The sequence below is a fragment of the Helicobacter sp. 23-1045 genome, assembly GCF_053654655.1.
The window spans coordinates 186934-202414 of record NZ_JBSIUR010000003.1 but is presented as its reverse complement, the minus strand read 5'-3'; the positions used below and the strand labels follow the sequence as shown (position 1 = coordinate 202414).

18 protein-coding genes are annotated in these 15481 nt (G+C 41.7%); 6 read left to right on the top strand and 12 right to left on the bottom strand.

Features of this window, described 5'->3' with window-relative positions:
* Both ACWIUE_RS04890 and ACWIUE_RS04885 read right to left on the bottom strand, forming a co-directional pair.
* Positions 1 to 276: hypothetical protein (locus tag ACWIUE_RS04890; RefSeq protein WP_454135378.1), on the bottom strand; the 276-nt coding region annotated here is incomplete at its 3' end.
* A 183-nt stretch (positions 277 to 459) separates the two neighbouring features.
* Positions 460 to 633 carry a hypothetical protein gene (locus ACWIUE_RS04885; RefSeq protein WP_454135376.1) on the bottom strand — a complete coding sequence of 58 codons (174 nt, stop codon included), beginning with the start codon at positions 631 to 633 and terminating at the stop codon, positions 460 to 462.
* 110 nt (positions 634 to 743) lie between these two features.
* Between ACWIUE_RS04885 and ACWIUE_RS04880 the strand changes: the two genes are divergently transcribed.
* A complete protein-coding gene (locus tag ACWIUE_RS04880) occupies positions 744 to 887 on the top strand; it encodes a hypothetical protein (protein WP_454135375.1) in 144 nt (47 codons plus the stop codon).
* A gap of 43 nt (positions 888 to 930) precedes the next feature.
* Here ACWIUE_RS04880 and ACWIUE_RS04875 read toward each other — a convergent pair whose 3' ends face one another.
* The gene (locus ACWIUE_RS04875; RefSeq protein WP_454135373.1) at positions 931 to 2640 is read right to left on the bottom strand and encodes a glucosyltransferase domain-containing protein; all 1710 of its coding nucleotides are present in this window, start codon (positions 2638 to 2640) and stop codon (positions 931 to 933) included.
* Between the two features lie 253 nt (positions 2641 to 2893).
* Between ACWIUE_RS04875 and ACWIUE_RS04870 the strand changes: the two genes are divergently transcribed.
* The 3 genes from ACWIUE_RS04870 to ACWIUE_RS04860 all read left to right on the top strand — a co-directional run bounded on the left by ACWIUE_RS04870 (position 2894) and on the right by ACWIUE_RS04860 (position 6394).
* Positions 2894 to 3517, top strand: coding sequence for a hypothetical protein (locus tag ACWIUE_RS04870; protein ID WP_454135371.1), 624 nt, complete (start codon positions 2894 to 2896; stop codon positions 3515 to 3517).
* Positions 3518 to 3529: 12 nt separating this feature from the next.
* On the top strand, positions 3530 to 6001 hold the full coding sequence (locus tag ACWIUE_RS04865) for a molybdopterin guanine dinucleotide-containing S/N-oxide reductase (protein WP_454135370.1): 2472 nt from the start codon (positions 3530 to 3532) through the stop codon (positions 5999 to 6001).
* 138 nt (positions 6002 to 6139) lie between these two features.
* Positions 6140 to 6394: a hypothetical protein gene (locus tag ACWIUE_RS04860; RefSeq protein ID WP_454135369.1), complete on the top strand. Its 255-nt coding sequence runs from the start codon at positions 6140 to 6142 to the stop codon at positions 6392 to 6394.
* Positions 6395 to 6471: 77 nt separating this feature from the next.
* Here the strand turns inward: ACWIUE_RS04860 and ACWIUE_RS04855 are convergent, their stop codons facing one another.
* Positions 6472 to 6732 (bottom strand): hypothetical protein, encoded by a 261-nt coding sequence (locus ACWIUE_RS04855; RefSeq protein WP_454135367.1) that lies wholly within the window; start codon positions 6730 to 6732, stop codon positions 6472 to 6474.
* A gap of 153 nt (positions 6733 to 6885) precedes the next feature.
* Between ACWIUE_RS04855 and ACWIUE_RS04850 the strand changes: the two genes are divergently transcribed.
* Positions 6886 to 7317, top strand: coding sequence for a Dps family protein (locus tag ACWIUE_RS04850; RefSeq protein ID WP_454135365.1), 432 nt, complete (start codon positions 6886 to 6888; stop codon positions 7315 to 7317).
* Complete coding sequence (locus ACWIUE_RS04845; protein ID WP_454135363.1) at positions 7290 to 7448, top strand: hypothetical protein; 159 nt, start codon at positions 7290 to 7292, stop codon at positions 7446 to 7448. The genes ACWIUE_RS04850 and ACWIUE_RS04845 overlap by 28 nt, the downstream gene beginning before the upstream one ends.
* Before the next feature lie 130 nt (positions 7449 to 7578).
* Here ACWIUE_RS04845 and ACWIUE_RS04840 read toward each other — a convergent pair whose 3' ends face one another.
* From ACWIUE_RS04840 to ACWIUE_RS04805, 8 genes are all read right to left on the bottom strand, one after another.
* Positions 7579 to 9183, bottom strand: coding sequence for a MiaB/RimO family radical SAM methylthiotransferase (locus ACWIUE_RS04840; RefSeq protein WP_454135362.1), 1605 nt, complete (start codon positions 9181 to 9183; stop codon positions 7579 to 7581).
* Complete coding sequence (gene lon, locus ACWIUE_RS04835) at positions 9183 to 11525, bottom strand: endopeptidase La (RefSeq protein ID WP_454135394.1); 2343 nt, start codon at positions 11523 to 11525, stop codon at positions 9183 to 9185. Before lon ends, ACWIUE_RS04840 begins: the two co-directional genes overlap by 1 nt.
* Before the next feature lie 62 nt (positions 11526 to 11587).
* A complete protein-coding gene (gene bamD, locus ACWIUE_RS04830; RefSeq protein WP_454135361.1) occupies positions 11588 to 12238 on the bottom strand; it encodes an outer membrane protein assembly factor BamD in 651 nt (216 codons plus the stop codon).
* A gap of 7 nt (positions 12239 to 12245) precedes the next feature.
* Positions 12246 to 12437, bottom strand: a complete 192-nt coding sequence (locus ACWIUE_RS04825) for a hypothetical protein (RefSeq protein WP_454135359.1) — start codon at positions 12435 to 12437, stop codon at positions 12246 to 12248.
* On the bottom strand, positions 12438 to 13583 hold the full coding sequence (gene carA, locus ACWIUE_RS04820; RefSeq protein WP_454135358.1) for a glutamine-hydrolyzing carbamoyl-phosphate synthase small subunit: 1146 nt from the start codon (positions 13581 to 13583) through the stop codon (positions 12438 to 12440).
* The gene (locus tag ACWIUE_RS04815; protein WP_454135357.1) at positions 13580 to 13702 is read right to left on the bottom strand and encodes a hypothetical protein; all 123 of its coding nucleotides are present in this window, start codon (positions 13700 to 13702) and stop codon (positions 13580 to 13582) included. Before ACWIUE_RS04815 ends, carA begins: the two co-directional genes overlap by 4 nt.
* Positions 13702 to 14256 carry a DUF507 family protein gene (locus ACWIUE_RS04810; protein WP_454135356.1) on the bottom strand — a complete coding sequence of 185 codons (555 nt, stop codon included), beginning with the start codon at positions 14254 to 14256 and terminating at the stop codon, positions 13702 to 13704. Before ACWIUE_RS04810 ends, ACWIUE_RS04815 begins: the two co-directional genes overlap by 1 nt.
* A 50-nt stretch (positions 14257 to 14306) precedes the next feature.
* Positions 14307 to 15407, bottom strand: coding sequence for a pyridoxal-phosphate-dependent aminotransferase family protein (locus ACWIUE_RS04805; RefSeq protein WP_454135354.1), 1101 nt, complete (start codon positions 15405 to 15407; stop codon positions 14307 to 14309).
* Positions 15408 to 15481: the final 74 nt, after the last annotated feature.

The following is a 15481-nucleotide window of genomic DNA, read 5'->3' as shown; positions in this document are numbered from 1 at the left end:
AGCGTGGTAGTGCGTCGTCTCGTGCGCGTATTCGCGGGAGCTTGAAAAATCCTCGCTCGATGGACGAATCAGTCCTATCTTCGCTCGAATTTTTCGGCACAACCCACGAATCCATCGCACGATACTTCCGCACAGGACGGTTTTTAGTTGATTTTGCTGACGCAAAATGCCATTACTTCGATTGTTTAAAAAGACACAAATCGCAGAATCTCGCACGAAATTCGTAGAATCTAATAATCCGTCATTGCGAGAAAATGCGTAGCATTTTCGTGGCAATCCACATTTAAATTCTGCGATTTTCGTGTGAATCGCAGAATCTAAAAAGAGATTCTTCGTTCACTGCATTCGCTCAAAATGACAATTTGATTTGGATTGCCACACTCGCTTCGCTCGTTCGCAATGACGAGAAAAACACAAAACCGCAGAATCTAAAAAGAGATTCTTCGCTCGTTGCACTCGCTACGCTTCGTGCGCAATGACGGAATGTGTGGATTGCTTCGGCGAATCAAGATTCGCATCGCAATGACGGAAAAATAAAAATGCTAGATTCTGCGAATCACACGAAAAACGCAGAATCTGCGACTCGCACGAAAATTTTATAAATTTGCAGAATCTAATGTAAAAATTGCCCACCCACTTAATCCCCCTCCGCAAGGGAGGGGGAAATAAACAAACACAGATTCCGCGTTTTTTATAAAATTTTGTGAAGTTTTTGTGTAAGATTCTGCGTTTTTTGTGGCAAAGTGCAGAATCTAAAAAGAGATTCTTCGCTCACTTCGTTCGCTCAGAATGACAATTTGATTTGGATTGCTTCGGAGAATCAAGATTCGCCTTGCAATGACGAGAAAAACGCAGAATCTTGCACGGATTCTGCGATTTTGCTTTGAAAATATGCGTAGATTCTGCACTTTTTGCGCTAATTTGCCAAATCTACTCCCACCCCTTTGCCATTTCGCGCACTTCATCCAAATGCCCCTTACTTGCCACAAGCACGATAATATCTTCAAATAGCACAAGCGAATCTTTGTGTGGATAGGGTTTTAGTCGCTCCAAAATCCCCGCCTTGCGAAGGCGCACGATTAGCGACTGAAAGAGCGCATTATCCTTGTGTCCGTCCAAATAATCGCCAAAATTGCCCCGCCCCGCGCCACTGATGGGTTCTAGCATATAAAATTCAAACGCTTGCAGTGGCGACCACGATGGGATTAGCGTCCCATATCCGCCAAGTCCCCTGCCTGAACGCTTGATTTTATCCTGTGGGAGCGTCTCAAAGTAGGGTTTGCCGTAGCGGTGGCGCATATTTGGTATATCGCCAAACATTAAAAAGTGGTATTTTTGCCCGTAGGCGAAGTTTTCTAGCGTTTCTATTTTGGCGACTATTGTCTTTAAAAGCGTGGTGTGGGCGTCAAATGCGAATTTTTGCATTCGCTGTGCGTGTAAGTCGCACACTATGCAAACCCAAAGAGTGCCCACCCCAAGCAAAAATGCGCTGTTTCGCACGAAGTTTGCGACACTCTTGCGCATTGCAAAACTTGCCTTAAAAACTAGCGCAACGACTACCACACGCCAAAATGCCAATCCATAAAAGTCCGTAGTGGCGTCATTTACGATATTTTTTGAAAGTAGGATATGAAAAAGTGTCGCAAATAGCGAGAAAACTAAAAGTGCCAAAATCGCAATTTTCGCGCGAATCTTAAAAGGCAAGGCAAAGATTAAAATCACAAGCGCGATTGCAAACGCCAAAAATAGGGCACTTAAACCTTGCGGCATAAATGCGTATTCGTAATGCACGAGATTTTCAAACGCGCTTTTGGCGATAAGTGCGATTCGCGTGGGGATTTCGGCGATGGGTGTCATTTGGTTATTGTAATTTTCAATTGCAATGCCTTGCCATTTTAGCGCGTCAAGGGCGATTTTGTAGGATAGCGCGCTAAAAATTGAGCATAAAATCATAGAGCGAGATTTGCAAAATGCGACTTTTAAATCGCCCTTAAAATCGATGATATTAGCGATGATTGCCCCGCACAGCAGGATAAAAATCGTATTTATAAATGGCTGATAACTTGCAATCCCAAAGTGCAAAAGGCAAATGGAGATGACGCAAAGCGCGAGTTTTGCAGAATTCGCCCGAATTACATCATCTTTTGCGATATAAAGTCCCAAAATCCCAATGCCGATGGCGATAAAAAGCCCAGAGACTTGAAATGCGTAATAAAGTCGCGTTAGCGCAAGTGGCGTGAGTGTCAGCATAAGTCCTATTATCGCCCAAATCCACGCGCGTTTTGGCACATTTAGCAAAGCGCAAATTAGCACCGCGCTAAATGCAATGCCCCCAAATGCCAAAAGATTATTTAGCACTGGGAGCACTCTACCGCCTTGTAATGCGAGAGAAATAAGATGTTGCGTGTAGCGTCCTGAAAAGTTTTCAGCAAAAATATTATGCCCTTCAAACACCGCTAACCAATCGTGATTGCCCCAAAGAAAGTGGATTGTGTGAAATGCAAATGTGAGATTTGTGATGATGAAAATCGCCCAAAATGCACGGCGGACGGCAGAATCTATGCTTTTATATGCGTCAAAAAGTGCGCGTGGGAGCGAAGTTTTCACATACATTTCACAGAATCTATAAAAGAAATTCATCGCATTTGCCTTTTTAAAAAAATTCGTGTGATTGTAGTGAAAAAATATTGAGATTCTGCGGATTTTCACGCGAGATTCTGCGAATTTTGCTTAAAAACGCAGAATCTGCCTTATAAAATACTTATAAAATGTGCGAAACAATCCCTATTTTGCGGGGTTATATAAAAAATTATATATTACGCAAATGCAAAATTTTAGAGTAGAATCCAAACTTGCAAAAGATATTTTGCAAATCTAATGTTTGGAGGTTTTGATGGGTGTTTTTAAAAATGCGCAAAAATCGCTTGGCGTGGCAAAAATCGCACTTATTTTTGCGCTATTTTCTAGCATTAGTTGGGGGCAATCGTATGCCACAAAAGTCAAACAACTATATTTGCCAAATGCACAAAAAGCCGTAGGGCGACTTTTGCCTAGTGTGGAGGTGAAAATGCTTGGCGAAAAAGACGGCAAAAAGGACGGCAAAGTAGAAGTTGAGATTAGCGGGTGGATAGAAGATGGCGTCCCAAATGCGGTATATTTCGTGCCAAATCGCAGAATCTTGGTTGCAGGCATTGACAAAAAGGCGCAATATGACTTTACGCAAATAGATTCTATCGAGGAGGGCGGGAAAAAGTGGATTTTAATCAAAGCAAAATTCTTAACTGAAAAGGACGGATTTGGCGATGATTTGGAGGCTATGTATAAAAGCGCGGAGGAAATGTATCAAACAAACTGCTCGATTTGCCACAAACTCCACGATAAAAAAGAGTTTAACGCAAATCAGTGGCCTAGTATGATAAACTCTATGCTTAGTAGGACGGCGATTTCAAAAGAAGAGAGCTATCTTTTGATTCAGTATTTGCAAAAAAACGCAAAAGATATGCCATATAAAAAATAAGGAGAAACAACAATGGAAAGACGAGGATTTTTAAAGTCAAGTGCATTGTTTGCGAGCTTGCCACTAATTGACAATGTAGTAGGACGCGGAGCGTTGAAGGCAAAAGGACTAAAAGGTGGCTTTACCGCAGAGCTAGTGAAAAATGGCGAAGTGATTACGGGTGCGCATTGGGGGATTTTGAAACTTGGCATTAAAAATGGCAAGGTGATTTCAAGCCAAAATGCGATTCCTAAAAAGACCCTAAATCCGTTGCAAACGGTTACGGGTGATTTGATTTATGCGGATTCGCGGGTGCTTTATCCAATGGTGCGAAAAAGCTATTTGGAAAATCCAAATTCACCAAAGCCCGAACTTCGTGGCAAAGATGAATGGGTGCGCGTAAAATACGAAGACGCGATTAAATTAGTCGCAAATGAACTCAAAAAAACTTACAAAGACAAAGGCGCAAGTGCTATTTTTGGCGGAAGCTATGGTTGGTATAGCCCGGGCAGAATGCACAATGCGCGAATCTTACTTCAAAGATTTTTGGGAATGGCTGGTGGCTATGTCGGCTCAACAGGCGACTACTCCACAGGTGCTTCACAAGTCATTATGCCACACGTGGTAGGGACTTTGGAGGTTTATGACCAACAAACTTCTTGGGATTATGTGCTAAGTGAAAGCAAAATCATCGTGCTTTGGGGAACGAATCCATTTGCAACGCTTCGCGTAGCGTGGGGAATCCCTGATGGTGAAGGTATCGAATACTTCAAAAAACTAGCCAAAGCAAAGGGCAAACGAATCATTCACATTGACCCTATTTTCAACGAGAGCGCAAAAGAGCTAAAAGCTGAGTGGATTGCACCACGCCCAAATACCGATGTCGCACTTATGCTAGGTATCGCACATACAATGCACGCCACAGGCAAATATGACAAAGACTTCGTAGAAACCTACACAGAGGGCTTTGATAAATTTGCCGAATATCTCACAGGCAAAAAAGACGGCGTTGCAAAAGACGCAAAATGGGCATCAAAAATCAGTGGCGTAAGCGAAAAAACCATTAAGCAACTTGCAAAAGATTTCTTTGGCAATCGCACATTGCTAATGTCTGGCTGGGGAATGCAACGCGCTCACCACGGAGAGCAACCACATTGGATGCTTGTAACTTTGGCAAGTATGATTGGACAAATCGGGCTACCCGGCGGAGGATTCGGGCTATCTTATCACTACTCTGGCGGTGGCGTGGCGACTGCAAAAGCTGCAATACCTAGCGGTATGACTGCTAGTGCGACAACTGATGAAAGCAGAGGCTCTGAATGGCTTGCCACTTCTGCAAAATACAATATCCCTGTGGCGCGAATCGCAGACGCATTGCTAAATCCGGGCAAAGTCATCGACAACAACGGCAAAAAGGTAACCTATACTGACATTGATTTCGTATATTGGTGCGGTGGCAACCCATTTGTCCATCATCAAGATACAAATACGCTTGTAAAGGCATTTCAAAAACCACGCACATTTGTGGTAAATGAGATTTATTGGACGCCAACGGCTAGAATGGCAGATATTGTCCTCCCTGCGACTACGACTTATGAGCGCAATGATATTGCGATGACAGGGGATTATTCAAACCTAAATTTAGTCCCTATGAAACAAGCGGTAGAAAAACAAGGGGAGAGCCGAGATGACTATCAAATTTTCTGCGATTTGGCGGAGGAATTTGACATTTTGGATAAATATAGCGAGGGCAAAAGCGAAATGGCGTGGTTAGAGGAATTTTACAATGTCGCGCTAAAACAAGCAAAAGCATCAAATATCCCATTGCCTGATAGCTTTGAGGCATTTTGGAAGGCAAACAAAGTTATAAACTTTGAAGTGCCTTATGAAAATACGGAGTTTGTGCGATTTAAAGATTTTAGAGATGACCCTATTTTAAACCCACTAGGGACACCATCTGGCAAAATCGAAATCTACTCTACTACCATTGAGAAAATGAAATACGATGATTGCCACGCGCACCCCACTTGGTTTGAACCTGCTGAGTGGCTTTTAATGAAAAACAAAAGCGCGGAATTTCATCTAATAAGCACTCACCCTGTGGATAGATTGCATTCACAGCTAAATAACACTAGCCTACGCAAAAAATACGCTGTCAATGGGCGCGAACCCATTTGGATAAACACAAAAGACGCCAAACGCAAAGGCATCAAAAAAGGCGACATTGTGCGCGTGTTTAACAAAAGGGGCGAAGTTTTGGCAGGGGCTGTCATCACAAATGACATAAAAGAGGGCGTAGTGCGATTGCCTGAGGGCGCGTGGTATGACCCTGATAGCAAAGGGCTATGTCGCAATGGTAGCGCGAATCTGCTAACGCTTGACATACCTACCTCCAAACTAGCAAACGGCAATATCGCCCACACTGCGCTAGTAAATGTGGAGAAATATAAAGGCAAAGCAGAAGCGGTGCAAGTGTTTAAAGCACCGAAATATGCGAATAAATAGGGACAATTTGTGTCTTGGGTAATCATTGTGCGTTGTTTTCACGCAAAACCGCGCTCAATGAACCCCAAGTTCTATTTCGCTTGTTTTGCATAAAAACAACGCAAAGCACTACCGCCATTACTTCGATAGTGATTTGCGTTGCAAATCAAAGCGATAAAAAAATATTGTCATTGCGAGGCGATTCAACGAATCGCCGAAGCAATCCACAAAAATTGTCATTCTGAGCGAGTGAAACGAGCGAAGAATCTCAAAAAAAACTTCGTCATTGCGAGAAGTTGCACTTTTAAGGGCGACTTCGTGGCAATTCGCAGAATTTGCGAGCGTAGCGAAGCAACCATCCACAAAAATTGTCATTCTCGCGCGAAGCACTTGTGCGAAGCGAAGAATCTCTAATTATTTTTTGAGATATTTCGACTTTTTCAAAGTCTCAATATGACAATTTTAAGCGAATAGTAGAATCTTTAAATTTGTCATTTTGAGCGAATGAAATGAGCGAAAAATCTCTCAAAATTCTCCCCCTTGCGATAAATACCCCACCCCAAACCCCTCCCGCAAGGGGAGGGGGATAAATACAGATTCTGCGTAGTTTGCGGTGTTGTAATCTCTTGTGTTTTGCCCTTTAAAATATTGATTAGCATTTCATTTTGTCTCGTGTGGATTTGCCTGTGTCGCTTACTTTGATGAAGTTTGGATTTGTGGATTTGGCACTTTTTGGCAAGAGATTCTGCCAAATTGCAACCTTTTTTATAGAATTTTCCGCATTTTTTAAACGCAAATCATCCCTAAAATCGCCAAATTTTTATTTAAATTTCTATGATTTTTAGCGCAATCTTAATAAAATTTATGCTACGATTTGCGCTTAAATTATGTGTAAAGGAGAAATTATGATAGTAGAGATTTTGAGGCAAATTCAGAGCGACAGCATTGTGTTTTTTATGAAGCTGCACAACCTGCATTGGAATGTGAAAGGGACGCTCTTTAAGCCCATACACGAGAGCACGGAGCGGATTTATGATGAGTTTGCGGAGATTTTTGATGCGGTGGCGGAGCGGATTTTGCAAATTGGCGGAAAACCGCTTGTGACGCTAGATTCTGCGCTGAAAACTGCGAAAATCAAAGAGGAAAGCAAGACGGACTTCAAAGGCGAGGAAGTGCTGAAAATCATTTTGGCGGACTTTGAATACTTTTTGGAGGCGTTTAAAACTCTCGCAAAAGAGGGCGAAAAAGCGGGCGATACGCCAAGTGTGGATTACGCAAATGGCGTTGTTGCGAAGTTAGAAAAAGACATTTGGATGCTAAAAGCGCAACTTGCATAAATTTCACAAAAATCTTACGAAACGCAGAATCTCGCGTATATTTGGGGAGATTCTGCGCTTTTGGGCGAGATTTTGTGAAATCGAACAAAAAAACGCAGAATCTGCGCCCACTTGTCATTTTAAGCGAGTGACGAGCGAAAAATCTCAAACAAAATAGAGATATTTCGCTTCGCTCAATATGACAAAGTTTTTCGTCATTGTGAGATTCTGCGATTTTGGGGCAAGATTCTACAAAAAAACGCACTAGATTCTGCGAATTTATTAAATTTTGCTAATCGCTCTCCCCACCAAATATCCGCCCTTAAAGTCTGTGATTTGCACTTCGTAGTAGCCACAATCTAGCGGGATTTCGCTATCATTGATTAAAATCTCACCATCAATCTCCCTATCCCACCGCAAATCCCTCGCACTAAAAAGCAAATCGCTTTTATCGCTTCGCCCCTCTACAATCGCGCAAATCGTCCGCCCCACAAGGCTTTTTAGGCTTCTCTCTTGCGCTTTTGATAAAATATTATTTAGCTTTTTGATTCGCGCTTTTGTGGTTTTCGCACTCACCGCACCGCTCATATCAAACGCCGCCGTCCCCTCTTCGCGCGAAAAGCCAAAGATATTTGCGCGTTCAAAGCTAAACTCACTCACAAACTCACACAGCTCATCAAAATCTGCCTCACTCTCGCGTGGATGCCCCACCAAAAACGATGTGCGAATAAAGCTATTTTTGACATTTCGCATTTGCTCCAAAAGGGCGATATGTCGCGCTTTGGGCGCACCACGCTTCATAGTTTTTAGCATAAAATCGCTAATGTGTTGCAGTGGCATATCAAAATAGTTTTGAAACACACGCGATTCGGCGATAGTTTGGATTAGCGATTCGCTAGTGGTGCTGGGGTAGAGATAAAGGATTCGTGCGGATTTTGCCCCGCTTTTTTCAACGCGCTTTATTAAATCGATAAGTCCGTCCTTTTTGCCTAAATCGCGCATATATGAGCTTGAATCCTGTGAGATGAAGCTAAAATCAAAGTAGCCTTTTGCCAAAAGCGAATCAATTTCGCGCAATATCAAATCCAAATTGCGCGAATGCAATCGCCCTTTAAAATGCGGTATCGCGCAAAAACTGCATTGCTGATTGCAACCCTCGCTGATTTTGATATAGGCGTGAATCGCGCTACCTGTGATGATTCGCTGTTGGTTTTCGATAAGAAAAGTGCGGGGGGATTTGATGATTTGGGGCGTAGAATTTATGGGTAATTTTTTACTTGAATCTGCGTTAGATTCGCCACTTTGCCCATTCAATCCACTTGAATCTTTTCGCAAAAAGGGCTGCACCACGCTCCCGCTCCCCCCGACTATTAAATTGTGTCCCCAAAAAGCAGCCGCTTTTTCGCTTTTAGGGGGAGAGCCTCGCTTATCCGCTTCTAGCAAAAAATCGGCGGTTGCACTACTGCAACCTTCAATCCGATTTTTTGCACCACGAAGCGGGCGAGATTCGGTGCTATCGCACGGATTTTGTTTATCTTTACGCGAATCTACCACGCTTTTAATCATCGATTCAATCTTATCATAATCCCCAACGCCTGTGATTATGTCAATTTCTGGGATTTCACCTTGCAATTCTTCGGCGTATCGCTCACTTAAACAACCGCTTACGATTAAAATCGCCTCCGCTCTCTTTTTCAAAGCCACTTCCAAAATCTTATCCACGCTCTCTTTTTTCGCACTAGCGATGAATCCGCAAGTATTTACGATGATTATATCCGCATCCTGCGCATCGTTTGTGCGCTCATAGTGCGATAACGCACCCAACATTACCTCACTATCGACTAAATTTTTCGTGCAACCAAGTGAGATTAGATGAAGTTTTGGCATTATTTGAGTGCCTTGCTAAATACCTCTTCGATTCGGCTTACGGGGATAATTTTAAGATTGTCTTTGACTTCTTGCGGGATTTCATCTAAATCGCGTTTGAAGTTTTTTTCTGGGATTAGGACGCGCTCTATTTTTGCCTTAAATGCGGCGATTAGCTTTTCTTTTAGTCCGCCGATTGGCAAAACTTCCCCGCTTAAAGTCAGTTCACCCGTCATTGCAATTTTGCTATCGACTTTTTTATCCAAAAACACGCTCATAATCGCACACGCCATTGCGATTCCAGCACTTGGTCCGTCCTTTGGTGTCGCGCCCTCTGGGATATGCAAATGAATGTCAAAGCGATTGTAAATCTGCTCTTTGGTTTTGAATTTTTTGTCAATGTAGTTTTTGTCCGTTGAGAGCGCGATTTTGGCGGATTCTTTCATCACATCGCCCAAATTGCCTGTTAGCTCCAAATTGCCCTTGCCTACAATCTTTATCGCTTCGATTTTTAGCACATCGCCACCCACGCTTGTCCAAGCAAGTCCATTTACCACGCCGATTTTATCAATGCCATCGGATTCTTCAATCTCAAAAATGCTTTTGTGTAAGAAATCTTTTAGATTTTGCGTAGTTACGGAGATTTTGCTTTTTTTGTGCTCCAAAATGATTTTGGCACTTTTTCGCATAATCTGTGCAATTTGCTCTCGCAACTTTCGCACTCCCGCTTCACGCGTGTGCTTTTCGATGACTTCTTTAAGCGCGTTTGTATTTATGCTAAATTCCGTGCCCATTATGCCGTGCTTTTTTAGTTCTTGTGGCACTAAATATTTTTTGGCGATTTCTAATTTTTCTTGCGGTGTGTAGCTATTTAGCTGAATAAACTCCATTCTATCGCGCAAGGGGGCGGGGATTTGCGTAATGTCATTTGCCGTTGCGATAAAAATCACTTGGCTTAAATCAATATTAAAATTCGCGTAATAATCCCTAAATGCGACATTTTGCTCGGGGTCTAAAATCTCCAAAAGCACACTTGTCGGGTCGCCACGATAGCTTCGCCCCACTTTGTCGATTTCATCAAGCACGATTACAGGATTCATCTCTTTTGCGTCAATTAACCCCTGCACGATTCGCCCGGGCATCGCGCCTAAATATGTCCGCCTATGTCCGCGAAGTTCATTGACATCCTCTAATCCGCCAAGTGCGATTCGCACCAATGGACGCTTCAACGCCTTTGCAATCGAATTTGCAAGGCTCGTTTTCCCAACTCCCGGCGGTCCATAAAAGCACAAAATCGTCCCTTTGGAGTTCGTATCCTTTTTGCCACGAAGCAACAAAAGCTCTTTTACCGCAAAAAATTCTACGATTCGCTCTTTTGGCTTTTCTAACGAAAAATGGTCGATATTGAGCTGTTTTTCGACATTTGCGATGGATAGCTTTTTGTTTGAAAACTTCCCAAATGGGATTTCCAACATCCACTCGATATAATTTTGCACGATATTTGCCTCTGAACTATCGCTGTGCATTTTGCTTAATCGCTCGATTTGCTTTTTGATTTCTTTGTAACCATCTTCGCTAATGTGTGGCTTTATGGATTCTAATTTTTTGGCATAGCCCTCGATTTCCTCATCTTTTTGATTATCAACGCCCAATTCCTTTTGAATCTGCTTTAATTGCTCTTTTAGGTAAAATTCTCTATTGATTTTTTCGACTTTGTTATTTACTTTTGTCTTAATCTCTTTTTGGAGTTTCAAACTCTCAATTTCCTCATCAATGTAGCTTATTAGCAAAATCATTCGTTCAATCGTATCATTACTCGCATAGACATTATAAATTTTGCTTTTAGAGAAGCGAATCGTGCTTAAAATCGTATCCACAACGCGATTTGGCTCAAAGCCTTCAATCGTCTTTATCAAATCGTGCGGAAAATATGGGAGCAACTTTGCGATTAAGTCAATCTTTTCATTCAAAAACGCCATAGTCGCATTTAGCTTGTTGCTATCGGGGTTATCTGGGATTATCAAATCAATCATTCCAACTAATGGCGCACCTTGTGGCTTGTCATACTTTAAGATTCGCGCACGGGAAATACCCTGAAACAAAATCTTTGTTTTGCCATTTGGGATTGTTTGCTTTCGCATAATGTTGCCAACCACGCCAACATCGTAAAATTCGTTATGAATCGGGCTTTCAAAATCCGTGCTGTCCTTTGTAGTGGTGATGAAAATCACGGCATTATCGTCCATCGCGGCATTTAGCGCGGAGAGATTCGCGTCATCACTTACAAAAATCGGGCTAATCGTATATGGAAATACGAAGTTTGAATCTTCTACCAAAATAGGCAAAATGGTGGGAAATTTCATATTTTTCAATTTAATGTCCTTTAAAGTTTAGATTCTGCGATTTTGCATTTTAGATTCTGCGCCTACCAGCTAAACATTTTCACATACCACGGGATATGCGATGGTTCAAAATCTATGCCATCTAAATCCATATTTTTTTCTTCGTATTTTTTTTGCGCGATTTCTTTGTCTTTTACGCGGTAGATTCGCGCTATTTCTTGGTTTATCTCTAATTGCGCGAGTTTAAAAGTTGTTAAAATATGGCGCATATAGGGCAAATATTTGCTATTTTGATTTTGTGCGACAAAGGCGGCGATTTCATTGACATTTTCGTTTATGAATCCTTGGTCTTTGGTGTAGTTGCCAAATGCGTAAAAATTCGTTTGTATATTTAAAAAGCCCACATAATCGGCGTTTTTTGGCTCACTAAATCGCGTTTTATACTCATTTGCAAAAAATCCCGCAAGCAAATGCTCATTTTGCTCACTATGCTCTTTTGTAAGCAAAATTAACGCATCTTTGATAAGTGGCGAGGCAGAATGCTCATTTTGCAGTGAATTAAAAAAATTATCCGCCTTTTCTAAATTGCCATCCGCCACCGCGATTATGATTTGCTCATACCAATAGGACGCGCTTTTGTTAAACTCATCGGCATCATCGCTACACGCGCTAAAAAACGCGCCTATTAAGATTAGATTCGCACCTAAAAATGCTAAAAAAATAGATTTTTTCATAATAAACTCACCTTATTGTTAGATTCTGCGATTCGCATAATCTGCGCTGTTTTTCGTCATTGCGAGATTCGGCGAACGCCGAATCGTGGCAATCCACAGGATTTGAAAATAAAGTAAAACAACCATCTATTTTTGATTTTTGGATTGCTTCGGCTTTTTCAAAGCCTCGCAATGACGAAAGATTCGTATATTTTCTCATTTATTTGCACTCCGCTACCATTTTGAAAAATTCGCCAAATATTTTCGCGCTCTCTTTTGGTCCCGGACTTGCTTCGGGGTGGTGTTGCAGCGAAATTATAGGCGAATCGTTGTATTTCACACCCTCAATCGTGCCGTCAAATAGATTTTTGTGCGTGATTGTCGCCACTTCGCAGATATTTTCAGGCACGGAGTAGATATGATTTTGCGAAGTGATTTCGACTTCGTCATTTAGCAGATTTTTCACGGGGTGATTTGCGCCGTGATGCCCAAATTCTAATTTAAAAGTGTCATAGCCGTGCGCAATGCTTAAAAGCTGGTGTCCCAAGCAAATGCCAAAAATGGGGATTTTTGCTTTTATTAGCTTTTTGATTTCGGCGATTTCGCGCTTCAAAACCTTTGGGTCGCCCGGTCCATTTGAGAGAAAAACGCCCCCAATTTCGCGCTTTTTAAATCTCTCTATGATTTCATCAGCACTCGCACTATGTGGCAAAACTTCGCATTCTAATCCTGCGCTAACTAATTCATTTAAAATATTTTGCTTTACGCCAAAATCTAGCACGATGATTTTTTTTGTGGTTTTTGGCTTTGTGTAGCTCATAGATTCAAAGCTAAATGTGCCTTGCTTATGCGTTTTTGGCGATTTGGTGCTAATGTCTTTTATGAAATTTATATCTGCGATTTTTGGGGCTTTTTCTAGTGCGGATTTGAGCGATTTAAGCGAATCTAATTTGGTTGAGATAATAATATTTTTTGCGCCGTTGTTGCGGATAAATTTTGTCAATGCCCTTGTATCAACGCCACAAATGCCCATAATGCCGTGCTTTTTTAGGTAATTATGTAGCGAATCAGTGGAGCGAAAATTTGATGGATTTGCATTATAATGTCGCACGATTATCCCGCAAGTGCCTTTGATTTGCGACTCTATATCAGCGTCATTTGTGCCGACAATGCCAATTTCAGGCATTGTAAAGACTACAAACTGCCCAGCGTAGCTAGGGTCGCTTAAAATCTCTTGATAGCCACAAAGCGAAGTATTGAAAATCATTTCGCCCGTTTTTGTGCCATCCGCGCCAAAACTAAGCGCGGGGAGGACAGATTCGCTACCCTCGATATAAAGATATGCGTTTTTAAAAATTTCACTCATTTAAAAGTCCTAAATTTATAAAAATTCGCAGAATCTGCGCTAGATTCTGCGTTTTTGTAAAATTTGGCGAGATTCTGCGAATCGCAGAATCTTTTGTGTGTAGATTCTGCGTTTTTCATTAAATAAATCCCTGTTTGCGCAACTCTTCTTCAAACATTTTGCTAAACACTAGCTCATATTCCTCTGTGCCGGGCTGTATTTTCTTTTTGAAATTATTTTTGATTCTATCATTTATAGCATTTTCAATGTCTTTATAGCCCTTTGCGTAGGCGTTTATGGACTTAAAGATGACATTTTTTACCATCATTTCGCTAACTTTGAAATTTATAATGCTAGTATCAATTAGCTCGTCCATTATTTTATGCGAAAGCGCGTTGTATCTGTCCTCCCACGCAAGGATAAAGCCACTCTCATCGGCGAATCGCTTCTTTATCATTCGCAATAAATGCCCTTCATCAAGCCCATCGCGCTCAAAATCGCTCACATTTTGCTCTAAAAAATTCTGTGCCCTTTCGTGCAGTGCGAGTTCTTGCTTGATATTTTCCTCTAAATATTTACTTGCGACTTTGATAATGTCCCCGCGATTCGTTAGAATCTCTACAAACTTCGCGCCACCCAAGTCCCTAGCGATTTTATCTGCGATATATGGAATGTGTGATAATTTTAGCTTCATAATTTACTCTTTTAAATTTTATTTTTGAAATTGTAGCAAAAACTTTAAAATTATCCCAAATTGCTATAATATTCACTCAAAAATACCTTATTGCCACTGCCATCAAAGGCGCGAATCCCTAGCTTTTCAAGCGTTAGCTCAACTGCATTTACAACCCACGCCATTTCATAAACTTCGATTAAGCCCATATTGTTTATGCGAAAAATACGCTCTTTTAGCTTATCTTGCCCACCTGCGACATTTACGCCAAAGTCATTTTTCAAAGTCGCTCGAATCTCAGGCGATTTTTCATCATAAATCGTTGCCATCGCAAGTGCGGGAGTTTTGGGATAGATTTTTAGATTCAAAGCTTTGAGTGCCGAATCTAGCGCATTTGCCCTTGCCTTTGTCTCTTTATAAACTTTTTGCAAATCCACGCACTCAAAATACTTCGCCAAAGCGATGATAATGCTTGTAGGCGCAGTCCAAGCGGTGGTGTTTTTTCGCTGATTTTTTAGCTCGGTTTTTAGATTGAAATAAAAGCCTATGTCGCAGGATTCGGCTAACTCAACCGCATATTTGCTAAGCCCCAAAATCGCCATCCCCGGTGGCAACATAAACGCTTTTTGTGAGCCACCGATAAGCACATCGATATTGCTTGTATCGATTTCTTCCACGCCCATCGCAGTTATGGCGTCTGCGATGATGATTATTTTTGGATTTAGCGATTTTGCCATTTTTGCGATTGATTCGACATTGTGGCGCAATCCTCCCGCACTCTCGCACACTTGAATGCAAATACTATCAATTTCGCTGTCTTTTTCTAAAATCGCTTTGATAGATTCGGCGGTGGGCGCAGTGTCCCATTCGTTTATAACCTCAACAAACTCTATGCCGTGCGCTTTTGCGATTTTGCCAAATCGCTCGCCAAATTTTCCGCTATTTACGCAAAGTGGCTTTTTGCAAAATGTTTTCACACTTGCCTCCATTGCGCCACTTCCGCTACTTGCAATCATTAGCACTTCGTCCATTTTTAGCATTGCTTGGAGTTTATCACGCGCAAACGCAAAATACGCTTCAAACTCTTTGGTGCGGTGATGAAGTGTAGGCATTGCAAGGGCGTTTCGCAAAAATTCAGGTGTCGGTGTCGGTCCGGGCGTAAAAAGTAACATTTTTTAATCCTTTGCAGTGGAATGAAAATGCGTATTTTAGCATAATTTAGATATTTTAGGTAAAAACGCAGAAT